Source organism: Actinomadura geliboluensis, from assembly GCF_005889745.1.
Lineage (GTDB): Bacteria > Actinomycetota > Actinomycetes > Streptosporangiales > Streptosporangiaceae > Spirillospora > Spirillospora geliboluensis.
Genome location: NZ_VCKZ01000018.1, coordinates 22,109 through 42,977 on the forward strand (window position 1 = coordinate 22,109; position 20,869 = coordinate 42,977).

Annotated in this window: 22 protein-coding genes; 11 read left to right on the plus strand and 11 right to left on the minus strand. The window is 72.6% G+C overall.

Annotated elements, in window-relative coordinates; all coding sequences use genetic code 11:
* Positions 1-4: 4 nt before the first annotated feature.
* From ETD96_RS04805 to ETD96_RS04835, 7 genes are all read right to left on the minus strand, one after another.
* Positions 5-1,600 carry a SpoIIE family protein phosphatase gene (locus ETD96_RS04805; protein WP_138634707.1) on the minus strand — a complete coding sequence of 532 codons (1,596 nt, stop codon included), beginning with the start codon at positions 1,598-1,600 and terminating at the stop codon, positions 5-7.
* A gap of 5 nt (positions 1,601-1,605) precedes the next feature.
* Positions 1,606-3,327 (minus strand): ATP-binding protein, encoded by a 1,722-nt coding sequence (locus ETD96_RS04810; RefSeq protein ID WP_138634666.1) that lies wholly within the window; start codon positions 3,325-3,327, stop codon positions 1,606-1,608.
* 3 nt (positions 3,328-3,330) lie between these two features.
* Positions 3,331-4,389, minus strand: a complete 1,059-nt coding sequence (locus ETD96_RS04815) for an ATP-binding SpoIIE family protein phosphatase (RefSeq protein WP_089327278.1) — start codon at positions 4,387-4,389, stop codon at positions 3,331-3,333.
* On the minus strand, positions 4,377-4,787 hold the full coding sequence (locus ETD96_RS04820) for an anti-sigma regulatory factor (protein WP_089327277.1): 411 nt from the start codon (positions 4,785-4,787) through the stop codon (positions 4,377-4,379). The genes ETD96_RS04815 and ETD96_RS04820 overlap by 13 nt, the downstream gene beginning before the upstream one ends.
* A complete protein-coding gene (locus tag ETD96_RS04825) occupies positions 4,784-5,158 on the minus strand; it encodes an STAS domain-containing protein (RefSeq protein WP_171068859.1) in 375 nt (124 codons plus the stop codon). Before ETD96_RS04825 ends, ETD96_RS04820 begins: the two co-directional genes overlap by 4 nt.
* The gene (locus ETD96_RS04830; protein ID WP_089327276.1) at positions 5,158-5,991 is read right to left on the minus strand and encodes an STAS domain-containing protein; all 834 of its coding nucleotides are present in this window, start codon (positions 5,989-5,991) and stop codon (positions 5,158-5,160) included. The genes ETD96_RS04825 and ETD96_RS04830 overlap by 1 nt, the downstream gene beginning before the upstream one ends.
* A 234-nt stretch (positions 5,992-6,225) precedes the next feature.
* The gene (locus tag ETD96_RS04835) at positions 6,226-7,065 is read right to left on the minus strand and encodes a DUF4253 domain-containing protein (RefSeq protein ID WP_089327275.1); all 840 of its coding nucleotides are present in this window, start codon (positions 7,063-7,065) and stop codon (positions 6,226-6,228) included.
* A gap of 184 nt (positions 7,066-7,249) precedes the next feature.
* On the opposite strand from ETD96_RS04835, the gene ETD96_RS04840 reads away from it, so the two are divergent.
* The 4 genes from ETD96_RS04840 to ETD96_RS04855 all read left to right on the plus strand — a co-directional run bounded on the left by ETD96_RS04840 (position 7,250) and on the right by ETD96_RS04855 (position 11,960).
* Positions 7,250-8,467: a sensor histidine kinase gene (locus ETD96_RS04840; protein ID WP_138634669.1), complete on the plus strand. Its 1,218-nt coding sequence runs from the start codon at positions 7,250-7,252 to the stop codon at positions 8,465-8,467.
* Entirely contained in the window at positions 8,455-9,093 is a 639-nt protein-coding gene (locus ETD96_RS04845; RefSeq protein WP_089327273.1) for a LuxR C-terminal-related transcriptional regulator, read from the plus strand. Before ETD96_RS04840 ends, ETD96_RS04845 begins: the two co-directional genes overlap by 13 nt.
* Positions 9,090-9,533: an NUDIX hydrolase gene (locus tag ETD96_RS04850; protein ID WP_138634672.1), complete on the plus strand. Its 444-nt coding sequence runs from the start codon at positions 9,090-9,092 to the stop codon at positions 9,531-9,533. Before ETD96_RS04845 ends, ETD96_RS04850 begins: the two co-directional genes overlap by 4 nt.
* Before the next feature lie 72 nt (positions 9,534-9,605).
* Entirely contained in the window at positions 9,606-11,960 is a 2,355-nt protein-coding gene (locus tag ETD96_RS04855) for a penicillin acylase family protein (RefSeq protein ID WP_138634675.1), read from the plus strand.
* Here ETD96_RS04855 and ETD96_RS04860 read toward each other — a convergent pair.
* The gene (locus tag ETD96_RS04860; protein ID WP_138634677.1) at positions 11,947-12,606 is read right to left on the minus strand and encodes a TetR/AcrR family transcriptional regulator; all 660 of its coding nucleotides are present in this window, start codon (positions 12,604-12,606) and stop codon (positions 11,947-11,949) included. The genes ETD96_RS04855 and ETD96_RS04860 overlap by 14 nt on opposite strands.
* A 74-nt stretch (positions 12,607-12,680) precedes the next feature.
* Here ETD96_RS04860 and ETD96_RS04865 point away from each other — a divergent pair, with 74 nt between their 5' ends.
* Positions 12,681-14,252, plus strand: a complete 1,572-nt coding sequence (locus ETD96_RS04865) for an ABC-F family ATP-binding cassette domain-containing protein (protein WP_138634680.1) — start codon at positions 12,681-12,683, stop codon at positions 14,250-14,252.
* Here ETD96_RS04865 and ETD96_RS04870 read toward each other — a convergent pair.
* Positions 14,198-15,013, minus strand: coding sequence for a TetR/AcrR family transcriptional regulator (locus tag ETD96_RS04870; RefSeq protein WP_138634683.1), 816 nt, complete (start codon positions 15,011-15,013; stop codon positions 14,198-14,200). The two genes, ETD96_RS04865 and ETD96_RS04870, sit on opposite strands and share 55 nt — an antisense overlap.
* A 67-nt stretch (positions 15,014-15,080) precedes the next feature.
* On the opposite strand from ETD96_RS04870, the gene ETD96_RS04875 reads away from it, so the two are divergent.
* From ETD96_RS04875 to ETD96_RS04885, 3 genes are read left to right on the plus strand one after another with little or no spacing between them, the layout of a single operon-like run.
* Positions 15,081-16,016, plus strand: coding sequence for an ATP-binding cassette domain-containing protein (locus ETD96_RS04875; RefSeq protein ID WP_138634686.1), 936 nt, complete (start codon positions 15,081-15,083; stop codon positions 16,014-16,016).
* The gene (locus tag ETD96_RS04880; protein WP_138634689.1) at positions 16,013-16,789 is read left to right on the plus strand and encodes an ABC transporter permease; all 777 of its coding nucleotides are present in this window, start codon (positions 16,013-16,015) and stop codon (positions 16,787-16,789) included. Before ETD96_RS04875 ends, ETD96_RS04880 begins: the two co-directional genes overlap by 4 nt.
* A 36-nt stretch (positions 16,790-16,825) precedes the next feature.
* Positions 16,826-17,422, plus strand: a complete 597-nt coding sequence (locus ETD96_RS04885) for a dihydrofolate reductase family protein (protein ID WP_138634692.1) — start codon at positions 16,826-16,828, stop codon at positions 17,420-17,422.
* Here the strand turns inward: ETD96_RS04885 and ETD96_RS04890 are convergent.
* Positions 17,419-17,922 carry a putative immunity protein gene (locus ETD96_RS04890; protein ID WP_138634695.1) on the minus strand — a complete coding sequence of 168 codons (504 nt, stop codon included), beginning with the start codon at positions 17,920-17,922 and terminating at the stop codon, positions 17,419-17,421. The two genes, ETD96_RS04885 and ETD96_RS04890, sit on opposite strands and share 4 nt — an antisense overlap.
* Before the next feature lie 108 nt (positions 17,923-18,030).
* On the opposite strand from ETD96_RS04890, the gene ETD96_RS04895 reads away from it, so the two are divergent.
* Both ETD96_RS04895 and ETD96_RS04900 read left to right on the plus strand, forming a co-directional pair.
* The gene (locus tag ETD96_RS04895) at positions 18,031-18,948 is read left to right on the plus strand and encodes a MerR family transcriptional regulator (RefSeq protein WP_138634698.1); all 918 of its coding nucleotides are present in this window, start codon (positions 18,031-18,033) and stop codon (positions 18,946-18,948) included.
* 98 nt (positions 18,949-19,046) lie between these two features.
* A complete protein-coding gene (locus ETD96_RS04900; RefSeq protein WP_089327263.1) occupies positions 19,047-19,496 on the plus strand; it encodes a hypothetical protein in 450 nt (149 codons plus the stop codon).
* A gap of 74 nt (positions 19,497-19,570) precedes the next feature.
* On the opposite strand, the gene ETD96_RS04905 is transcribed toward ETD96_RS04900, so the two are convergent.
* Complete coding sequence (locus ETD96_RS04905; protein ID WP_089327262.1) at positions 19,571-19,987, minus strand: winged helix-turn-helix transcriptional regulator; 417 nt, start codon at positions 19,985-19,987, stop codon at positions 19,571-19,573.
* A gap of 90 nt (positions 19,988-20,077) precedes the next feature.
* On the opposite strand from ETD96_RS04905, the gene ETD96_RS04910 reads away from it, so the two are divergent.
* Positions 20,078-20,725: an NAD(P)-dependent oxidoreductase gene (locus ETD96_RS04910; protein ID WP_138634701.1), complete on the plus strand. Its 648-nt coding sequence runs from the start codon at positions 20,078-20,080 to the stop codon at positions 20,723-20,725.
* Positions 20,726-20,869 lie beyond the last annotated feature (144 nt).

Sequence of the window (20,869 nt, forward strand, 5' to 3'; positions counted from 1 at the left end):
GGGGTCAGTGCGCGCCCTCCGCGGGCCCCGGGTCGGGCCCGCGGCGCAGGGCGACCAGCGCGACGTCGTCCTCGCGGTGCCCGAACTCGGCGATGACGCGGTCGCTGAAGTGCTCCAGGTCGTCCTCGACGTGGGCGGCGATGGCCCGCAGCCGCTCCATGTTGTCGGCGAGCGGGATGCCGCGGTCCTCGATCAGCCCGTCGGTGATCAGCACGACGGTGCCGCCCGGCGGGACCACGGTCTCCTCGACCGCGACGCCGTCGGCCGGGAAGCCGAGGATCACGCCGCCGCCCTTGCCGTAGCGGGCCTGGCCGGCGGCGATGTGCAGCGGCGGGAGGTGCCCGGCGCTGGCGATGTGCAGCCGGCCGCTGCGGGGGTCCAGCGTCATCAGGGTCATGGTGACGGTCTGGTCGTCGTGGTAGCGCTCCATCACCCCGTTCAGCAGCCGGAGGATCTGGACGGAGCCGTGCCCTTCGGCGGCGAACGCGCGCAGCGCGTGCCGGACCTCCGCCATCACCGTCGCGGCCCGCAGCGAGTGGCCCTGCACGTCCCCGATGGCCACCAGTATGCGGTCGCCGAGGTCGAGGACCTCGTAGAAGTCGCCGCCGACCTCGGCCTGGTCGCCGGCGGGCTCGTAGCGGACCGCGAGCTCCCAGCCCGGCACCCGCGGCAGCGACGCCGGCAGCAGGCTGCGCTGCAGGGTCAGCGAGATCGTGTGCTCCTCGGTGTAGCTGCGCAGCGCGGCGAGCGCCAGCGCCACCGCCTGCCCGAGCTGGCGCAGCAGGTTGGTCTCGGCGTCCTCCTGCGCGCCCCGGGCGTCGATCGCGATGCAGATGGGCGGGTGGCCGTGCTTGAGCCGGGACACCACCAGCAGGGCGTCGCCGCGCAGCACGGGGTCGGGCACCAGGTCCCGCCACTCCCGCAGCGGCACCCGCGTGATCTCGGTGCCGGTGTCGTCGCCCAGCCCGGTGCGGCCGATCAGCCGCTCGATGAGGCCCGGCGGGTAGTCGCGGTGCTCGGGGCCGCCGTCCGCCTCGACGGCGCGCCGCGGCCGGCCGGCCGGCGGCACGATGAACACCGCGGCCGGCACCTCGAAGATCGCGTGGGCGCCGCTCGCGGCGACCTCCGCCAGCTGGTCGAAGGACGTGGCCGCGTTGATCGCCAGCGAGGTCCGGGTGAACTCGGCCATCCGGCCGACCATCCGCTCGGCCCGCCGCCGCGCCTCGTAGTAGCGCAGCACCGCCTCGACCGTGGCGAGGAACTCGCCCGGGTCGATCGGGTCGGTCATGTAGGCGTCGGCGCCGCGCCGCAGCCCGTGGGTGCGGTCGGCGACGTCCACGGCCTGCGCGGAGATGTGGATGACGGGCAGCGAGTTCGTGTCCGGCGCGGACTTGATCCGCTCGCACACCTCGATGCCGCTCATGTCCGGCAGCTTCACGTCGAGCACCACCAGGTCGACGTCGTGCTCGGCGAGCCGCCGCCAGGTCTCCGCCGCGGACGCCGCCTCCACCACCGTGTGCCCGGCGCGGCGCAGCCAGCGGCCGACGATGTAGCGCTTGGTGTCGCTGTCGTCCACCACCAGCGTCGTCCAGGTCCCCATGCCGGTCACCTACCCTCCCGTGCCCGGCGGGCGTGAGCGGAGCGTATCGCCGCGGCGAGCGACTCGGGGCCGATCCGGTCCTTGCCGAGCACCGCGTCGGCGCGGCGGAGCCGGGGGTCGTCGGACGCGGCGGCGTTCGCCGAGGTGACCAGGACGACCGGCGTCCCGGTGGGCAGCCCGGCGAGGACGTCGTAGCCGTCCCGGCCGGGCATGCGCAGGTCCAGCAGGACGAGGTCGGGCGGGTCCGCCGCGGCGGCGGCCAGCGCGGCGGTCCCGTCGGCGGCCTCGGAGACCCGGTCGGCGGACGCGTCCACCAGGTCGCGCAGGGTGCGGCGGGCCGTCGCGTCGTCGTCCACGATCAGGACGTGGCCGAGGTCGAGGTGGGCCATGTCCCGGTACGGCGGCAGCCGCACGGTGGCGGTCGTCCCCTCGCCCACGGCGCTGTCCAGGGTCACGTCGCCGCCGAGGATGCGGGCGAGCCGGCGGGCGAAGGGCAGGCCGAGCCCGGTGCCGGTGCCGCCGCTGCCGGGCACCCGGTGGAACTCCTCGAAGACCCGCTCCCGCTCGTCGGGCGGGATCCCCACCCCGGTGTCGGCCACGGTGAACTCCACGTCCTCGCCGGCCCGCCGCGCCGACACCCGCACCCCGCCCTCCTCGGTGAACTTCAGGCCGTTCCCCACGAGGTTCCGCAGGATCCGGGACAGCATCTCCGGGTCGGTGACGAAGTCGCGCGGCGCGTCCGCGTCGTCCACGACGAGCGACAGCCCGGCCTGCTCGGCCATCGGGTTCAGCAGCTCCGCCTGCTCCGCCAGCAGCGCCGGCACGTCCACCGGCGCCGGGTTCGGCTCCAGCCGGCCCTGTTCGGCCCTGGCCATGTCCAGCAGCTCGTTCACCATCGACAGCAGGGTGCCGCCGGTGTCGCGGATCAGGGTGATCTGCTGCCGCTGCTCCTCGGTGAGCGGGTCGGCGGACGGGTCGAGCAGCAGCCGGGTGAGCCCGATGACGCCGTTCACCGGCGTGCGCAGCTCGTGGCTGATGCCGGCCCAGAACCGGTTCTTGGCCTCGCCGGCCTCGCGCAGCTGGTCGGACTTCTCCTCCAGCTCGGCGTACAGCGCCACGACGCCCCGGTTCGTCTCCTCAAGCTCCTCGGAGAGCTCGCTGTAGAGGGCCATGACCCCGTGGTTGGTCTCCTCCAGCTCCGCGTTGAGGGTCCGCAGCTCCTCCTGCCGGCGCTGCAGATCCGTGAGCGCGGCGGTCAGCTCCGTGTTCTGCGTCTGCAGCTCCTCCAGGGCGGGCAGGGGGTGCAGCCGGGAGAGCCGCGCGCGGAGCCTGCTCAGCTCTCCCTCGCCGACCGGCGCGGCGCCGGAGGGCAGGTCCTTGCGCAGCCGGAGGCGGACGCCGCCCTCCGCGGTCTCCTCCTCTTCCAGCAGGCTCACCAGCCGCGCCGCCGCGACCTGGCACGCGGTCGTCCGCACCGCGTCCGGGCGCGGGCGCAGGTCCAGTTCGACCACCAGCGCCGGGTGCCGCCCCGGGTCGAGCCGGAACGCCACCGACACGAGCCCCGAGCACGCGTACAGCTCCCGGCCGACCTCGCTGAGCGCGGTCGCGACGCGGACCTGGTCCTGGTGTTCGAGGCCGACCGCGGCGGCGACCTGCCGGCCCGCCCGCCGGACGGTGAACACGCCCTCCTCGTCCGAGATCTCCATGCGGACCAGGTCCTCGGCCACGCCTCACCACCGCCCGTCCGTCGCGATCGCGAGCACGGACCGGTCGTCGTGGTGCGCGCCGGCGTCGCGCAGCAGCGTCGCCGCGATCAGCAGCGGGTCGCGCAGGTGCAGGCCCGGCCGGTCGGCGAGGCTCCAGCGGCCGGTGAGCCCGTCGGAGTGCAGCACCACGGCCGCGCCCGGGGGCAGCGTGTAGGAGTGCTCCCGGATCCGCCCGGCGGTCGTCCCGGCGATCCCCGGCACGGAGATCATGCCCTGCCGGCGGTCCGGCGCGACGATCCACCCGGCGATGTTGCCGATCCCGGCGTAGCGCACCCGCCCGGCGGCCGGGTCGACGACCGCGACGGCCACGGCGCCGCCGCGGGTCGGGATGAGCCGCCGCCGGACGCTCATCAGGACGTCGGCGGGGGAGGCGGGCAGCGCCGTCTCGTGCGCCGCCCGGACGGCCTCCCAGGCCGCGCGCGCGGCGAGCGGGCCGTGCCCGAGGCCGTCGCAGAGCAGCGCGTAGACCGTGCCGTCCAGGAGGCGGGCGGTGTAGGCGTCGCCGCACTGCTCCTCGCCGTCGATCGGCACCGTCAGGCCGGCGAACGGCGGGTCGGCCGCGGCGTCGCCGGCGGGCGCGCCGGGCGGCCGGAACCGCGCGTACAGCACGGTGCCGGCCCCGGGCAGCGAGTACAGGGCGCACCGGTCGGCGAGCCGCTCGATCGAGCCCAGCCCGAGCCCGAGCGTCCCGCGGGTCGAGTAGCCGTTCCGCAGGGACACCGGCACGTCGGTGATGCCGGGCCCCCGGTCGAAGGCGACGAACTCCACCACCGCGGTCCGGTCGTGCCGCACGATGCGCAGGATCATCTCGCCCCGCCGGGCGTGCCGGGCGAGGTTCGTCGCGGCCTCGGTCGCGGCCAGCCGCACCTGTTCGAGGCGCTCCCCGGCGAACCCGAGCCGCTCGGCGAGCGCGGTGACGCGCCGCCGCACGCCCGCCGCGGCGCTCTCCTCCTCCACCCGCACCCGCAGCGTGTCGTCGGCGGACGGGCTGGTCGTCCAGCCGGCGCCGGTCAGCGCGGCCATTTGGCCACCGTCACCGTGGTGCCCTTCCCGGCCTCGCTGGTCAGGTCGAACTCGTCGCTCAGCCGGCGGGCGCCGGACAGGCCGAGGCCGAGCCCGGTGCCGCTCGACCAGCCCGCCGACAGGGCCCGCTCGACGTCCGGGATGCCCGGGCCGTCGTCGTGGAAGACGATGCGGACGCCCGTCCGGCCCCGGTCGTCCACCGCCTGCTCGATCCGCATCGTGCCGCCGCCGCCGTACGCGTAGGTGTTGCGCGCCAGCTCGCTCGCCGCCGTGACGATCTTGGTCTGGTCGACCAGCGACAGCCCGGCCGCCGCCGCGGCGGCGCGCACCAGCTGCCGGACGCGCACCACGTCATCGCCCGACACGATCGGCACCTCCTCGCCGGGCGGGGACGTCACGGGCCGCCCGCCCCGCCGCGCGCACCCGTGCCGAGCAGCCGCATGCCCTCCTCCAGGTCCAGCGCGGTGCGCACCCCGCCGAGCGAGAGCCCGAGCTCCACCAGCGTGATCGCCACCGCCGGGCGCATTCCGACCACCACCGTCTCGGCGTCCATGAGCCGCGACATGGCGGCGATGGTGGCGAACATGCGGCCGATGAACGAGTCGACGATCTCCACCGCGGTGATGTCGATGATGACGCCGTGCGCGCCGGTGGCGGTGATCCGGTCGGCCAGGTCCTCCTGGAGCGCCAGGACGGTCTGGTCCTGCAGGTCGAGCTGGATCGACACCAGCAGGACGTTCCCGATCTTGAGGATGGGCACGCGGTCCATCAGGCGCCCTCCTCGCGGGCCAGGCGCACGCCGCTGCGGTCGAGCGTGTACGCCAGCGCGTCGGCGAGGTCGGCCTTCGTCACGATGTCGCCGAACTCGATGCCGAGCGTCACGATCGTCTGCGCGATCTGCGGCCGGACGCCGGAGATCACGCACTCGGTGCCCATCAGCCGGGCCGCCATGACGGTCTTCAGCAGGTGCTGGGCCACCTCGGTGTCCACGGCGGACACCCCGGTGATGTCGATCACCGCGAACCGGGAGCCGGTGTCCACCAGCGTCTCCAGCAGCGTCTCCATCACCACCTGGGTGCGGGCCGAGTCCAGCGTGCCGACGAGGGGGACGCCGAGGATCCCGTCCCACAGCTTCACGACGGGCGTCGACAGCTCCAGCAGCTGCTCGGCCTGGTCGGCGATGACCTGCTCGCGGGCGGCGGCGTAGGTCTCGAACGTGGCCAGGCCCAGCTCGTCGACGTAGGCGGAGAAGTCGATCAGCTCGCCGTAGGCCCGGCGGTCCTGGGTGGCGCGCACCTGCTCGTACAGCGCCTGCTTCAGCGCGAACACGCCGATCGCGACCTCGGTCGGGCTGAAGCCCTGCCGGGCCCGCCCGCGGGAGATCTCCGCGAGCGTCGCCCGCAGCTCCCCGGCGGCGGTCTCGTCGCCGCCGAGGGCCCGCTCGACCAGCCCGTACATCTCGTCCAGCTCCGAGCGGAGCTCGGCCTCGGTGATGCGCCCGCGGACGCTCGTCCCGACCAGTTCGGTCCAGCGGCTCAGCACCGGCTCCCGCCAGGCGCGCAGCAGTTCGGTGATGTGCCCGTCGCCCGCTCCATCGGTCATGGCAGCGCCCCCTCAGTGCCCCCGGACCGGACGGCGGACGCGCGAGGGTGCCGCCCGCGCGGGTCGCCCGGGGCCCGTCCGGGCCGCGCCACCCGGTGCTCACCCGCCCCACCGTAACCGTCCCTCAGGGAGTTACCGGCGCAAATGACCTGGAGGTTCACACGCCATGACCGACCTTTTGGCCGGTCGGCCGGTCAGCGGCGGCCGGTCAGGGCCGGCCGGCCCGAAGGCCGGTCAGTCCCACCAGAACGACCAGTAGGTCTTGCCGCGGATCTCCTCCGCGTACCCGGTGAGGGTGCCCGGGCCCTGGAACAGGATGTCGGGGCAGAACGCCCAGTGCTCGGCCGCGACCTGCACGGCGTGCCGGGTGGTGACGGGAGGCGCGGCGACGCTCAGCTCCAGCGTGTTGAAGCCGAGCCCGACGACGCGCGCGCCGAACCGGTCCTCCCAGCTGCGCAGGACGGCCGACAGCGGCGCCGTCCACTCGTTGTGGTTGAGGGCGCCCTGCCAGCCGACGGCGGCCAGCGCGTCGGCGCCCCGCTCCACCGCGACGAGCCCCAGCGAGAGCCCGCGGGCGGCGAGCAGGCGGGCGTGGCGGTCGGCCACGCTGCCCGGGTCGTCCAGCGGCACCCCGGCCGGGGCGGGGCCGGGGCAGTGCCGGCCGTAGGGGGCGAGGTCCTCCAGGTCGCCGTCGGCGGCCTGCTCGGCGAAGTCGGCCCACACCTCGTACATGAAGGCGTGCGGATGGTAGTTCGCGACCTCGCTCACCGGCTCCGGCGCGATCTGCCCGGCCGCCCACGGCTGGTCGCTCTCGTCCATCAGCAGCGGCCAGAGCCCCGACCGGTGGTGCTCGGCGCGCAGCGCGGCCCACAGGTCGCCGCGGACCGGGTCGTCGCTCAGCCAGAGCGCGGGCCGCATGAGCGGCCGCCGCTGCGGGTAGCCGGGGTCGGGCCAGACCAGGTCCCCGTCGGGCAGAGGCACCGACAGCGTCCGCGCGGCGGTGTCGTCCCCGACACCGTCGTCGAACAGCTGCGGCAGATCGCCCGGCAGGTGCCGGACCTCCACATCATCCATTTCACGCCGTTCCGGTACAGAGCATGCCAGTGGCGATCGTAACGGCGGAGAGGCCGCCTGGGGGACGACCTGTGCGGTTCGGTCGTCCCGGACGAGTCCATGGTGGAGCGGGCTACACCCCCGTCAGGGGTGCGGGCCCGGCTGCGCGGGGCCTCACCGTCGCCTACCGTGATGGCGAGGTGACATGAGAACCGCACTGAAACGCAGCGTGGACGCGACCCGCGAGCTGGTCGGCGCCCTGCGCACCGCCGCGCCCGCGCTGTTCGGGCTGGCCCCGCTGATCGCCTTCCTGGTGCTGCTGCCCGTCGTGCTGCCGTGGCTGCCGTCGGCCGTGCGGCCGCTGCGCCGGCTCGCGAACGCCGAGCGGCGCCGGGCCGGCCGGCTGCTCGGCCGCGAGATCCCCGAGCCGTACCGTCCCGTGGGCGACGGCCTGGCCGAGGGGCGGCGGCTGCTGGCGTCGCGGGCGACCTGGCGGGACGCGGCCTGGATGGCGGTGCACGGCCTCACCGGCCTGCAGGCCGCGCTGATCGCGGTGGCGATCTGGCCGGCGATCCCTTTCACGCTGTCGCTGCCGCTGTGGTGGTGGGCGGCGCCCGAGGGCTCCCAGTCGGCGTTCATCACGCTGGACAGCTGGCCGAAGGCGCTGACGATGCCGTTCGTCCAGGGGGCGTTCGACCTGCTCGTCCTGCTGTGGCTGGTGCCGCGGCTCGTCCGCTGGCAGGCCCGGCTCGCCGCCGCGCTGCTCGGCCCGACCCGCCGCACCAGCCTCAGCGAGCGGGTCGAGGAGCTGACCGAGACCCGCGCCGAGGCGCTGGAGGCGCACGGCGCCGAGCTGCGCCGCATCGAGCGCGACCTGCACGACGGGACGCAGGCCCAGCTCGTCGCCGCCGCGCTGCGCCTCGGCCTCGCCGACCGCCGCTTCGGCACCGACCCGGACGCCGCCCGCACGCTGTTCCTGGAGGCCAGGGAGGGCATCGAGGAGGCGCTCACCCAGCTCCGCACGGTGATCCGCGGCATCTACCCGCCGATCCTGTCCGACCGGGGCCTCGCCGGGGCGCTGCGCGCGCTCGCCGCGGGCCAGCCGATCCCGGTGGAGCTTGACGTCGCGGACGGCCGGGCGCCCGCCGCCGTCGAGGCCGCCGCCTACTTCGTCGTCGCCGAGGCCCTCACCAACATCGCCAAGCACAGCGGCGCGCGCCACGGCTGGGTCGTGCTGCGCCGCGCCCCTGCCCGCCTGGTGATCAGCGTGCGGGATGATGGCAAGGGCGGGGCCGATCCGGACCGGGGCAGCGGCCTCGCCGGCATCCGCCGCCGGGTGGCGGCGCTCGACGGGACGACCCGCATCGACAGCCCCGACGGAGAAGGGACGACGCTCGAGGTGGAGCTGCCGTGCGGATCGTGATCGCCGAGGACAACGTGCTCCTCCGGGAGGGCCTCGTCATGCTGCTGAACGCGGGCGGGCACGAGGTCGTCGCCGTCGCCGGCGAGGGGCCCGAGGTGCTGCCCGCGATCCTGGAGCACCGGCCCGACGCCGCCGTCCTCGACGTGCGGCTGCCGCCCGGGTTCCGCGACGAGGGGCTGCGCGCGGCGATCGAGGCGCGCAAACGGATCCCCGGCCTGCCGCTGCTCGTGCTGTCGCAGTACGTCGAGGAGACCTACGCCGCCGAGCTGCTCGCCGGCGGCGCCGAGGGCATCGGCTACCTGCTGAAGGACCGCGTCAGCCGGGTCGACGAGTTCCTGGACGCCCTCGACCGCGTCGCGGCGGGCGGCACCGCCCTCGACCCCGAGGTCGTGTCCCAGCTGATGACCACCCGCCAGGACCCGCTGCAGGCGCTCACGCCGCGCGAGCGCGAGGTCCTCGGGCTCATGGCGCAGGGCCTCGACAACGCCACCATCGCCGCCACCCTCGTCATCACCGAGCGCTCGGTCAGCAAGCACATCGGCGCGGTGTTCGCCAAGCTCGGCCTGCCGCCGTCCGACAGCGGGCACCGCCGCGTCCTGGCCGTCCTGGCCTACCTGAACTCGTGAGGGTCCGCCGGGCCGTGCGCGCCCTCCTCCTTGACGGCGACGCGCTCGTCCTGCTGCGCCGCACCCGCCCCGACCGGCCCGTCTACTGGACGACCCCGGGCGGGAAGATCGAGCCGGACGACGCGTCCCCGGAGGCCGCGCTGCGCCGCGAGCTGGACGAGGAGCTCGGCGCCACCGCCGGGCCCGTCCGGCAGGTCTTCGCGTGCGGGGAGGAGTCGCCCGGGCTGTACCGCCTCAACACCTTCTACGTCTGCCGGCTGGCCTCGATGGACCTGTCCCGCCGCCACGGCCCCGAGTTCGAGGACCCGGCGCGGGGCCGCTACGACGTCGACCTCGTCCCGTGCACCCCCGCGGACCTGGCCGCCATCGACCTGATCCCCGAGACGCTCGCCGCCTACCTCCAGGACCACGCGGCCGACCTTCCCGGCCTCCTCCCGTAGGTCCTTGCGTAGGTCTTGCCAGGAACGATCACTTGTGCGAACTTTGCGGGACTTCTGTGATCAAGGAGTCCCATGTCGCGTACCGTCCTGCGCGCGGCCGGAGCCGCGGTGGTCGCCGCCGCCGTCCTGACGCCCGTGACCTCCTCCGCCGCCGTGACCTCGTCCGCCGCCGCGACCAGCGAGCGCGCCATGTCGGCGACGATCCGCTACACCGAGTACGGCATTCCGCACATCACCGCGCCGGACTACGCCGGCCTCGGGTACGGCACCGGCTACGCGGCGGCCAAGGACGACCTGTGCCTGCTCGCGCAGGGCGTCGTCACGCTGAGCGGGGAGCGCTCCAAGTACTTCGGCCCGGACGGCGCACCGGACAGGGCGCTGTCGTCGGCGTCCACCAACCTCGCCAGCGACGTGTTCTTCACCGGCATCAACGACAGCAAGGTCGTCGAGCGGCTGGCGGCGGCGCCCGCCCCCTACGGCCCGAGCACCGAGGTGCGCGAACTCAGCCGCGGCTGGGCCGCCGGCTACAACCGCTACCTGCGCGAGGGCAAGATCACCGACCCGGCGTGCAAGGGCGCCGCGTGGGTGCGGCCCATCACCGAGCTGGACGTCTACCGGCGCGGCTACGCCCTCGCCATGCTCGGCGGCTCCGGCATGGTCACCGACCAGATCACCGAGGCGGCGCCTCCGGGCGCCGCGCAGGCCAAGGCGCAGCCCCTCGCTAAGGCCGCCGAGGGGGCCCGCAAGCTGCTGGCGGACGCCGACATGGGCAGCAACGCCATCGCCGTCGGCGGCGGCGCCACCGCGAACGGGCGCGGCCTGCTCCTCGGCAACCCGCACTACCCGTGGCACAACGGGCGGCGCTTCTGGCAGATGCAGCAGACGATCCCCGGCAAGTTGAACGTGAGCGGCGCCGCGCTGCTCGGGTCGCCGTCCGTCAACATCGGCCACACCTCGACGTTCGCGTGGAGCCACACCGTCGCGACCGGCGTCCCGTTCAGCCTCACCGAGCTGCGGCTGGTGCCGGGCGACCCGACGTCCTACTTCGTGGACGGCAAGGTGGAGAAGATGACCCAGCGGCGGGTCACCGTCCAGGCGAAGCAGGCGGACGGCTCGGTCAAGCCGGTCACCAGGACGCAGTGGCGGAGCCGCTACGGGCCGATCGTCACGTCCGTCTCGTCCATCGGGCTGCCGTGGACGACCTGGAACGCCTACGCGCTCACCGACCCGAACGCCACGAACCTGCGCCTGGCGAACACCTCGCTCGCCCTGGGCAAGGCCCGCACGACCGATGACGCCGTCCGCGCGCTGAAGCAGACCCAGGGCCTGCCCTGGGTGAACACCATCGCGGCCGACGCGCGCGGCAAGGCGCTGTTCGCCCAGATCCAGGTGCTGCCGAACGTCACGAACGCGTTCGCGGACCGCTGCAACTCCCTCCTCGGCCACCTGACGCTGCGGCAGGCGGGCCTCGCGATCCTGGACGGCACCCGGTCGTCCTGCGCACCGGGCAAGGCGCCGGGGACCGTCCAGCCGGGGATCCTCGACCCCGACCGGTACCCAGTGCTGACCCGCGGCGACTACGTCACCAACTCCAACGACAGCTACTGGCTGTCCAACCCGGAGAAGCCGCTGACCGGCTACGACCGCATCATCGGCGACGAGAAGGCCGCCCGCAGCCTCCGCACGAGGAGCGGCATCGTCTCCGTCCAGGACCAGCTCGCCGCGAGCAAGTTCACCCGCTCCGACATGCAGGACCTCGTCTTCGCCAACCGCAACCACGCGGGGGAGCTCGCCGCGGCCGGAACGGTGACGATGTGCCGCGACATGCGCCTCGGCGAACCCTGCGACGTCCTGGCCAAGTGGGACAAGACGGCCGACACCGGCAGCCGCGGCGCGCTCCTCTTCGACCGGTACTGGCGCAAGGCGCTCTCCGCGTGGGACCTGTGGAAGACGCCGTTCAACGCGTCCGACCCGGTCAACACGCCACGCGACTTCAACACCGGCTCCTTGGCCGCCCGCAAGGCGTTGCTGGACGCGGTGGACGAGCTGAAGAAGTCGAACATCCCGCTGGACGCGCCGCTCGGCGACCACCAGTACGTCACCCGCAACGGCGAGCGGATCCCGATCGGCGGCGGCACCGAGAACCTCGGCATCCTGAACAAGGTCGAGGGCACGTGGACGCCGGGCAAGGGCTACACGGAGATCACCACGGGCTCCAGCTACGTCCAGGTCGTCTCGTTCGACGGTGACAAGTGCCCCGACACCCGGACCCTTCTCACCTACTCGCAGTCGACCGACCCGACGTCCCCGCACTACGCGGACCAGACCCGCCTCTTCTCCAAGAAGCAGTGGGTCACCGAGCGGTTCTGCGCCGGCGAGATCAACAAGGCACCGGGCCTCAAGGTCGTCACCCTCACGGGGAAGTGACGCCGCCGATCCCGTCGAGGAGGTAGTCGAGCCCCTGGACGAACGCGGCGTCCCAGTCGCCGTCGTCCAGGTGGCCGTGCTCGGCGAGAGCCGGGTACAGGTCGCGGCTGCGGGCGAGATGCTCGGCGGCGGCGCTGGGGGTGGAATCCTGCGCGCCGACTTCCATGAGCGCCGACCCGATGACGTAGTTCGCCACCGCGTACGCGGCGGTGGCGAGGCGCGCACCGGTCAGTCCGGTCGCGGCGAGCGTCGCGTAGAGGAAGTCCGTGCGGGCGAGCACGTTGGGGCCCAGCAGGGGGCGTCCGCCCAGGACCGCCGCCGACCACGGGTGGTCGAGCATCGCGCGCCGCCAGCCGGACATCAGCGCGACCACGGCGGCGCGCCAGTCCTGGTCGCCGTGCGGCAGGGCCACGTCGCCGAAGATGCTGTCGAGGGCCAGTTCGAGCACGTCGTCCTTGGTCTTGACGTGCCAGTACAGCGTCGTGGACCCGGTGTCGAGGCGCTCGGCGAGGCGCCGCATGGTGAGCCGCCCGGCGCCCTCCTCGTCCAGCAGCGCCACGGCCTCGGCCACGATCCGCTCCCGGGACAGCGGCGGCCCCTCCCGCCGTGACCGGCGTCCTTCGCGCAACCACACGCTCTCCGTCATGCGACCGAGACTAGTACATTGAACGAGTACCGGATCATTGGTCTAGTAACTCGACCGCTGTACTAGGAGAGTGTGTGGGGCACATCGAGGTGAGCCGGCTGAGCTACGCCCTGCCCGACGGGCGTCTCCTGCTGGACGACGTCTCCTTCCGCGTGGGGGAGGGGGCCAAGGCCGCGCTCATCGGCCCGAACGGCGCGGGCAAGACGACGCTCCTGCGGCTGATCGCCGGCGACGTCCAGCCGTCGGACGGTGTCGTCACGAGCACCGGCGGCCTCGGCGTGATGCGGCAGTTCATCGGCGGCATCCGCGACGCCCGGACCGTCCACGACCTGCTGCTGTCGGTGGCGCCCGAACGAGTGCGCGGCGCGGCGGAGCGCCTGGCCCGCGCTGAACGCAACCTGGACGACAGTGAGCGCACCCAGCTCGCCTACGCCGAGGCGATCACCGACTACACGGATGCGGGCGGCTACGACATCGAGGTCGTCTGGGACGCCTGCACGACCGCCGCACTCGGCCTGTCGTTCGACGAGGCGAAGACGCGCGGCGTGACGACCCTCTCGGGCGGGGAGCAGAAGCGTCTCGTCCTGGAAGCCCTCCTCCGCGGCCCGGACGAAGTGCTCCTTCTAGACGAGCCCGACAACTACCTCGACGTGCCCGCGAAGGAATGGCTGGCGGAGAAGCTGCGCGCCACGGCCAAGACCGTCCTCCTCGTCTCTCACGACCGGCAGCTCATCGCCGACACGGCCGACCGCATCATCACCGTGGAGTCACGCGACATCTGGGTCCACGGCGGCGGTTTCGCAGGCTATGCGCAGGCCCGCCGCGAACGCACCGAACGCCTCCACGAGCGGCGCCGCCGCTGGGACGAGGAGCACACCCGCCTGAAGCAGCTAGTCCACCTGCTCCGCCAGCGCGCGGCCAACAACGACGCGGTGGCCTCGTCCTACCAGGCCGCCCGTACCCGCCTGGCGCGCTTCGAGGAGGCGGGCCCGCCCCGCAGCGCGCCCAAGGACCAGAACGTGCGGATGCGGCTGCGCGGCGGCCGCACCGGCAAACGAGCCCTGATCTGCGAATCCTTGGAGCTGACCGGTCTGACCCGCCCTTTCGCCACTGAGATCTGGTACGGCGAACGCGTCGCGGTGCTGGGCTCGAACGGCTCGGGCAAATCGACGTTCCTGCGCCTGCTCGCCGGGCACGACGTCCCGCACGCCGGTGAGTTCCGCCTCGGCGCCCGCGTGGTGCCCGGCCTCTTCGTCCAGACGCACACCCGCCCCGACCTGCTCGGCCGCACCCCGGCGGACATCGTCATGGCGCGGCACGCGCTCACCCGCAACGACGCCATGGCCGCGCTCGCCCGCTACGAGCTGGCCCCCGCGGGCTCCCGCCCGTTCGAGACGCTCTCCGGCGGCCAGCAGGCCCGCCTGCAGATCCTGCTCCTCGAACTGTCGGGCGCGACGCTGCTCCTCCTGGACGAACCGACCGACAACCTCGACCTGGCCAGCGCCGAAGCCCTCCAGGAGGGCCTGGCGTCTTATGCGGGAACCGTCTTGGCCGTCACCCACGACCGCTGGTTCGCCGCCGACTTCGACCGCTACCTGGTCTTCGGCTCCTCCGGCCGCGTGCACGAGTCGTCCACTCCGGCCTGAGACGCAGCCGGGCGAGCCGCCCGGCGCCGCTCGATCAGCGCCTCGATGCCGTCGAGCAGCAGGTCGAGGCCGAAGACGAAGTCGCCGTCGTCCGACCAGCCCTCCGCGCCCTGCATGACTCCCGAGCGCATCGCCGCCGACAGGGCCGGATAGGTCGCCGGGTCGAGCAGTTCGGCCAGCATGTCGCCGTAGTCGGCGGCGCCGTCGATCTCGGCGGCCTCCATCTGCGGGTCGCCGCCCCCGACCCCGTGGACGAACGCGGCGTCGGTGATCGCGTACCCGGCGAGGGCGGTCGCCACGTTGACCTTCTCGCCGTCGTGCAGCCCGGTGCCGCCGAGGGAGGCCAGCGCGCGGTCGAGCCACAGCAGCCGGCGCGGGCCGAGCGGCGGGGCGAGCCGGTCGACGGACAGCAGCCACGTGTGCCGCAGGACGGCGTCGCGCTGCGCCCGGCACCAGAGGGCGAGGTAGTCGCGCCAGGGGAGGCCGTCCGGCTCGGGCGGCTCCGGCACGACGGCGTCGGTCATCGCGATGAGCAGCTCCTCCTTGCTGCCGACGTACCGGTAGAGCGCCGTCGCCGCCACGCCCACCTGGGCGGCGACACCGGCCATCGAGACCCCGGCCAGCCCCTCGTCGTCGGCGATCTCGATGGCGGCGGCGGTGATCGCGGCGAGGTCCAGCCGCGGCCGCGGCCCGCGGCGCGGCGCCGGTTCGCGTCCCCACATGCGCCGCAGCACCGGCGGCAGCGTCCGGTCGTCCGCCATGGAACCCCTCCTTCTTGACCCGCTGCTGAAATTGTGCATACTCAAAATAGTGAACGCGATACACAGTATGACATTCGCAGAAGCGATCCAGGCCCGCGGCCTGACGAAGTCGTTCGGGGGGACCCCGGTCCTGAAGGGGATCGACCTGACCGTGCCCACCGGGTCGCTCCTGGCCCTGCTCGGCCCGAACGGGTCGGGCAAGACCACGACCGTGCGCATCCTGACCACGCTGCTCGCCCCCGACGGCGGCACGGCGACCGTCGGCGGGCACGACGTCGTCCGCGAGGGCGCCGCGGTGCGCCGGGCGATCGGCCTGACCGCCCAGCAGGCCACGGTGGACGAGCTGCTGACCGGGCGGGAGAACCTCGAACTGTTCGCCGGCCTCAGCCACCTCGGCGGGCGCCGGGCCCGGCGGCGGGCGGGCGAACTCCTGGAGCGCTTCGGCCTCGCCGCCGCCGCGAACCGGCGCGTCGCGACCTACTCGGGCGGCATGCGGCGCCGGCTCGACCTCGCGGCGAGCATGGTGTCGGAGCCGCGCATCCTGTTCCTGGACGAGCCCACGACCGGGCTCGACCCGCGCAGCCGCGCCGAGCTGTGGTCGGTGATCCGGGAACTGCTGGCCGCCGGAACCACCATCCTGCTCACCACCCAGTACCTGGAGGAGGCCGACCGGCTCGCCGACCGCGTCGTGGTGATCAACGACGGCCGCGTCGCGGCCGACGACTCTCCCGCCGCGCTGAAGCGCCAGGTGGGCGCCGAGCGCCTGCTGCTGCGCCTGGCGGCGACCGGTGACGTACCGCGCGCCGCGACGGCGCTCAACGGCGACACCTCGGCGCGTCTCGACGCGGAGGCACGGGAGGTCACCATGGCCGTCCAGGGCCCCGACCACCTGCGCCACGCGCTGGACCTGATGCACCGCGCGGGCGTCACCGTCGAGCGCGTGGAGCTGCGAGCCCCCACCCTCGACGACGTCTTCTTCGAACTCACGGAGGGAGCGGCATGAGCGCCGTCCTGGCAGCGGCGGGCGACCTGCGCCGCCTCGTCATCCGCGACCTGCGCCGCGAACTGCGCCTCCTCGACGGCCTCATCGTGAACACCGCGCTGCCGGTGATCATGATGGTGCTGTTCGTGCACGTCTTCGGCGGGGCGATCGACACCGGCTCCAGCGGCCTCGCCTACATCGACTTCGTGGTGCCCGCCATCCTGCTCATGTCCGGCGGCTACGGCGCCGCGCTGACCGCCTCGGCCATCGCCGAGGACATGACCGGGGGCATGATCGACCGCTTCCGCACCCTGCCGATCAGCGGCTGGACGGTCCCGGCCGGGCATGTGGTCGCCTCGCTGGTCCGCAACGTCGCGGCGTGCGGCATCGCCTTGGTCGCTGCGGTCGCCCTGGGCTTCCGCCCGGACGCCGGACTCGTCGACTGGGCGTTCACGCTGGCCCTACTGGCGGGTTACGTGGTGGCGGTGTCGTCGCTGGCGGTGCTCTGGGGGCTCCTGGTCAAGTCGGTCCAGGCGGCGGGTGCGTTCAGCTTCCTCGTCCTGTTCCTGCCGTACATGTCGGACGGGTTCGTCCCGGCCGAGACCATGCCGGCCGCCCTGCGCGGTTTCGCCGACAACCAGCCGATCACACCGATCGTGGAAGCACTCCGCTCACTGCTCCTGGACCAGCCGATGGGCTCCTCCGGCGCGGTGGCGGCGGCCTGGCTCACGGGCATGGTGGTGATCAGCGTGCCGCTCGCGGCCGTTCTTTTCCGGCGCAGGACGTCGGCATAGCGATGAGTCTCAGGGGCGCGGCGAGTCAGCCTGGACATGACGCAAATCATCGCGGACATCTCGGTCTCCCTGGACGGCTTCGTCACCGGCCCTGACCCGAGCCTGGAGAACGGTCTCGGCACCGGTGGCGAGGCCCTGCACACCTGGGCTTTCTCCGACGACCCCGACGACCGCCGGATCCTCCGTGAGGGGACGTCCCGCTCGGGCGCCGTCATCCTCGGCCGCAACCTCTTCGACATCGTCGACGGACCCGGCGGCTGGGACGACACGACCGGGTACGGCGCCGGCGAGGTGGGCAAGCCCGCGTTCTTCGTCGTGACGAGCTCGCGGCCGGAGTCGGTTCGGCTCACCAGCCTCGACTGGACGTTCGTCACGACGGGCCTGCCGGACGCCGTAGCCGCCGCCCGGCGGCCAGCCGAGGCGGTGGACAAGGACGTCATCCTCATGGGCGGCGGCGCCACCATCGCCTCGGCGTTCGAAGCCGGGCTGGTCGACGTGCTGGCCCTTCACCTGGCCCCTGTCGTCCTAGGCGCCGGAACACCCCTATTCAGGGGCGGGGCACCACGCACACTGGTGCAGCGCACGGTGATCCCGACATCGACCGCGACACACCTGACCTACGACGTCCTTTAGCGGGCTCGCAAGGAAGCGTCCAGAGCACTCATGAGCTGGGCAGCGCGACTCTTACCGGCCGGCGCAAGCGGATACCGCGACAGAACATCGACCAGCACGGGCGTGGCCCGTCCCCGAGTCTGCTCGATCAGCATGTCTCCGACCGCGTAATCATCTCCGGCCTGCAACTCGCCGATCCGCGCCGCGTTGGCCGGACCCCGCAAGATGTGCCCGACCTGAGTGGCCCGCGCGATCGGATGCAGATAAGCGGCGGACGCAGCGTCCCCAGCAGCCTGCGCGGCAAGACGAGCGACCTCGGTATCCGCCTCTTTCGCCGCCCGGTGGGCATCCAATGACGTCACACGCTGCAACTTCGTCCGCCGGGCGCCATTGACGAATTCCCACGCGGCATCAAGGGCCGCACGCGGCCGGGAATCCCCCGGAACGGCCTCCTCGAACACAGGCAGGACGTCCTGCGCACTCTCCGCCACGAAACGCGCCACGACCCGAAGCTCGTCCATGGTCAACTCAAAGTCACCGGACACCAGTCAGCCCCCTCCGCACGCCCCGATCCGCAGAAGATCATTACAGGTTGAAGCTCCCCTTGGGGGAGGTGCCAGGCTTCAGGCATGGACGGTGGCTACTCGATCGGCGAGTTGGCGCGGCTCGGCGGAGTCACGGTGAAGGCCGTGCGCTTCTACTCGGAGCGCGGACTGGTGCCGGAGGCCGGCAGAAGCGCGGCAGGGCATCGGCGGTACGCACCGGAAGCCGTAGTGCGCCTCGGCCTGGTACGGACGCTACGCGAACTCGGAATCGACCTGGCCACCATCGAGAAGATCTTGGACCGCCGACTACCGGCCGCAGAGGCCGCCGCCACCCACGCCGAGGCAGTAGCGGTGCAGATGCGAGTGCTGCGGCTGCGCTACGCGGTGCTCTCAGCAGCGGCCAGGCGCGGCTCCACACCCGAGGAGATGGACTTCATGCACCGACTCGCCCGCCTTTCCGCCGCTGAGCGTGACGCCCTCGTCGACGACTTCCTGCACAGCGCATTCGGGGATCCCGACGCGGGCCCGCTCTCGCGCGTCCTGCACCGATCCATGGCACCCGAACTGCCCGATGACCCCACGTCCGAGCAGTTGGAGGCATGGGTGGAGTTGGCCGAACTCGCCGAAGACCCGGAGTTCCGGTCACTGATGCGCGGCCTGTTCACCGAGCACCCCGCCTTGGAAACGGCCCCACCGCGCAAGCCCATCGTCGCGCGCGTCGCGGAGACCGTGGCCCCGCTACTGACAGCCGGCGTCACCACCAACTCCCCGGAAGCGGCTCAGGCCGTCAAACAAATCACCACCGCCTACGCCGCCGTCCAAGACCAGACAGACGACGCAGCCCTGCGCGAAAGCCTCGCGGCCTACCTGACCGCCGCCGCCGATCCGCGCCGCGAACGCTACGCGGAGCTACTGTCGGTCATCAACGGCTGGGACCCGCCCGACTACCCCAGCAAGGAACTGCGCTGGTTCCTGACAGCAATGGCTCAGACTGAGCACTAGCCGTAAGACCAACGGCGAAAGACGTCATCACGCCGCATAGGCTGCTCCAGCCGAAAATGTGATCACGAATGGGGCCAACTTGTCGATAGCGTACGAGTGTGGCTGAGATCTGGGACGAAGCGCAGCTGATCGCGGACGGATTCGAGCGCGCGCACGTCGAGCTGGACTGGTACGACGGCCCGCGCGTCGGCGTCGCCGATATCGACGGCCGGCCCCACTACTTCAAGGGCCACCACTACGAGCGTTACCACGAAGACGACGAGTACGAGGTCTGGCCTGCGAGCACTGAAGCGCTGGAGTGGGAGCGCGAGCAGTCCGAGATTTTCGTCAAGTGGAGCGAGCGCTACCGGGCAGGGGAGGTAGGGCCCGAGACCCACCCCGGCCATGGAGGCAACGCCCGCTACGACGAGCTGGACGCCCTACTCGCACCACACCGGCAAGCACCTGACAATGCGCGCCGGATGAAGCGCGAAATGCGTTTCGTCGCCAGAGACCCTGACGAGGCCGAGTCCGTGAACTACTGGTTCCGATGGCGCCCAACCACATGAAGTAGCCACCGTCTCGCCGCGACGACACGACTGAGTTACGCCCGTCAGCGGTAAGCAGCTCCGATATCGGGGCGTTACTTGTCGCGATCCCCGGAGTCGGAAGAAGGCCGATTCGCGCGGTCGTACGCTTCCTGCGCCGCCGACCAGTCGTCAAGGTAAGCGATCGCCCATTCCTCCAGCGCGCGCAGCGGCTCGCGCAGGGTGCGGCCCGCCTCGGTGAGGGAGTACTCAACGCGGACCGGTACTTCGGGGTGGACGGTGCGGTGCACGAGCCCGTCCCGTTCGAGCCCGCGGAGGGTCTGGGTGAGCATCTTCTGGGAGATGCCCTCGATGCGTCGGCGCAGCTCCGAGAAGCGGGCGGTGCCGTCCCAGAGGGCGCCCACGATGAGCACGGTCCAGCGGTCGCCGATGCGATCCAGGATGCGGCGGGTCGGGCAGTCCGCGCGGTAGGGGCTGCCGCGGAGCACCGGCTCGTCCGGGGTGGTTACCACAAAGTGCCTTCTTCCCGATGGAGAGTTGGGCTCGTACGGTAACCACTGCGCCCGTTCGGCGCCACCCGTCCTCCTGGAGAAAGGCACCTCATGTCTCGCATTACCGTCATCGGAGGCACCGGCTATGCCGGCTCGGCCATCGCCGCGGAGGCCGCCGCTCGCGGCCACCAGGTCACCGCACTGAGCCGCTCAGGCCCCGCCGCGCCGATCCCTGACGTGACCTATGTCCAAGGCGACGCCTCCGACGAAGCAACGCTCGCCGCAGCCATCGAGGGCTCGGATGTCGTAGTGGCCGCACTCGCCCCACGCGGCCCGCTGACCGGCACCTTCCGCGACGTCTACCGCGCCGTCGCGCGCTTGGCTGATGCCGCAGGCGCGCGCCTGTTCGTCGTCGGGGGCTACTCGTCACTGCGTCCCGCGCCCGGGGCGGACCGTTTCGTCACCGACCTCAGTCACATCCCCGCAGAGCTCCACGACGAGATCCGCGCGGGTGCGGCGCTCATCATCGAGGACCTCCCGGCCACGCCCGCGACGCTCGACTGGGTCTTCGTGAGCCCGGCGCTCAGGTTCGGCGCGCACATGCCCGCCGAACCACTCGGCCGCTACCGCCTCGGCGACGACGTCGCGGTCCAGCCCGATGACGGCGGCGCGATCTCCGCCGCCGACTACGCCCTAGGTTTCGTCGACCTGATCGACAAAGGCGACCACCACAGAACACAGGTCAACCTCGCCCACTAACACTCCACCCGCACCTGTGGACCGCCCCGGCGATGTTGGAGGCTCAGATTGTTGGTTCTCAGCCGGTCTAGGTCGCTGTGCCACGTGACCGGTTGAACGCTTCCTCGTACTCGCGCGGGGGAATGTTCCCGCAGTAAGAATGTA

Excerpts from the sequence above, each read along its gene's own strand:
- ETD96_RS04805 (WP_138634707.1), bottom strand. The coding sequence starts at position 1,600 with ATGGGGACCTGGACGACGCTGGTGGTGGACGACAGCGACACCAAGCGC.
- ETD96_RS04815 (WP_089327278.1), bottom strand. The coding sequence starts at position 4,389 with ATGGCCGCGCTGACCGGCGCCGGCTGGACGACCAGCCCGTCCGCCGAC.
- ETD96_RS04825 (WP_171068859.1), bottom strand. The coding sequence starts at position 5,158 with ATGGACCGCGTGCCCATCCTCAAGATCGGGAACGTCCTGCTGGTGTCG.
- ETD96_RS04830 (WP_089327276.1), bottom strand. The coding sequence starts at position 5,991 with ATGACCGATGGAGCGGGCGACGGGCACATCACCGAACTGCTGCGCGCC.
- ETD96_RS04835 (WP_089327275.1), bottom strand. The coding sequence starts at position 7,065 with ATGGATGATGTGGAGGTCCGGCACCTGCCGGGCGATCTGCCGCAGCTG.
- ETD96_RS04840 (WP_138634669.1), top strand. The coding sequence starts at position 7,250 with ATGAGAACCGCACTGAAACGCAGCGTGGACGCGACCCGCGAGCTGGTC.
- ETD96_RS04855 (WP_138634675.1), top strand. The coding sequence starts at position 9,606 with ATGTCGCGTACCGTCCTGCGCGCGGCCGGAGCCGCGGTGGTCGCCGCC.
- ETD96_RS04860 (WP_138634677.1), bottom strand. The coding sequence starts at position 12,606 with ATGACGGAGAGCGTGTGGTTGCGCGAAGGACGCCGGTCACGGCGGGAG.
- ETD96_RS04870 (WP_138634683.1), bottom strand. The coding sequence starts at position 15,013 with ATGGCGGACGACCGGACGCTGCCGCCGGTGCTGCGGCGCATGTGGGGA.
- ETD96_RS04875 (WP_138634686.1), top strand. The coding sequence starts at position 15,081 with ATGACATTCGCAGAAGCGATCCAGGCCCGCGGCCTGACGAAGTCGTTC.
- ETD96_RS04880 (WP_138634689.1), top strand. The coding sequence starts at position 16,013 with ATGAGCGCCGTCCTGGCAGCGGCGGGCGACCTGCGCCGCCTCGTCATC.
- ETD96_RS04885 (WP_138634692.1), top strand. The coding sequence starts at position 16,826 with ATGACGCAAATCATCGCGGACATCTCGGTCTCCCTGGACGGCTTCGTC.
- ETD96_RS04890 (WP_138634695.1), bottom strand. The coding sequence starts at position 17,922 with ATGGACGAGCTTCGGGTCGTGGCGCGTTTCGTGGCGGAGAGTGCGCAG.
- ETD96_RS04895 (WP_138634698.1), top strand. The coding sequence starts at position 18,031 with ATGGACGGTGGCTACTCGATCGGCGAGTTGGCGCGGCTCGGCGGAGTC.
- ETD96_RS04910 (WP_138634701.1), top strand. The coding sequence starts at position 20,078 with ATGTCTCGCATTACCGTCATCGGAGGCACCGGCTATGCCGGCTCGGCC.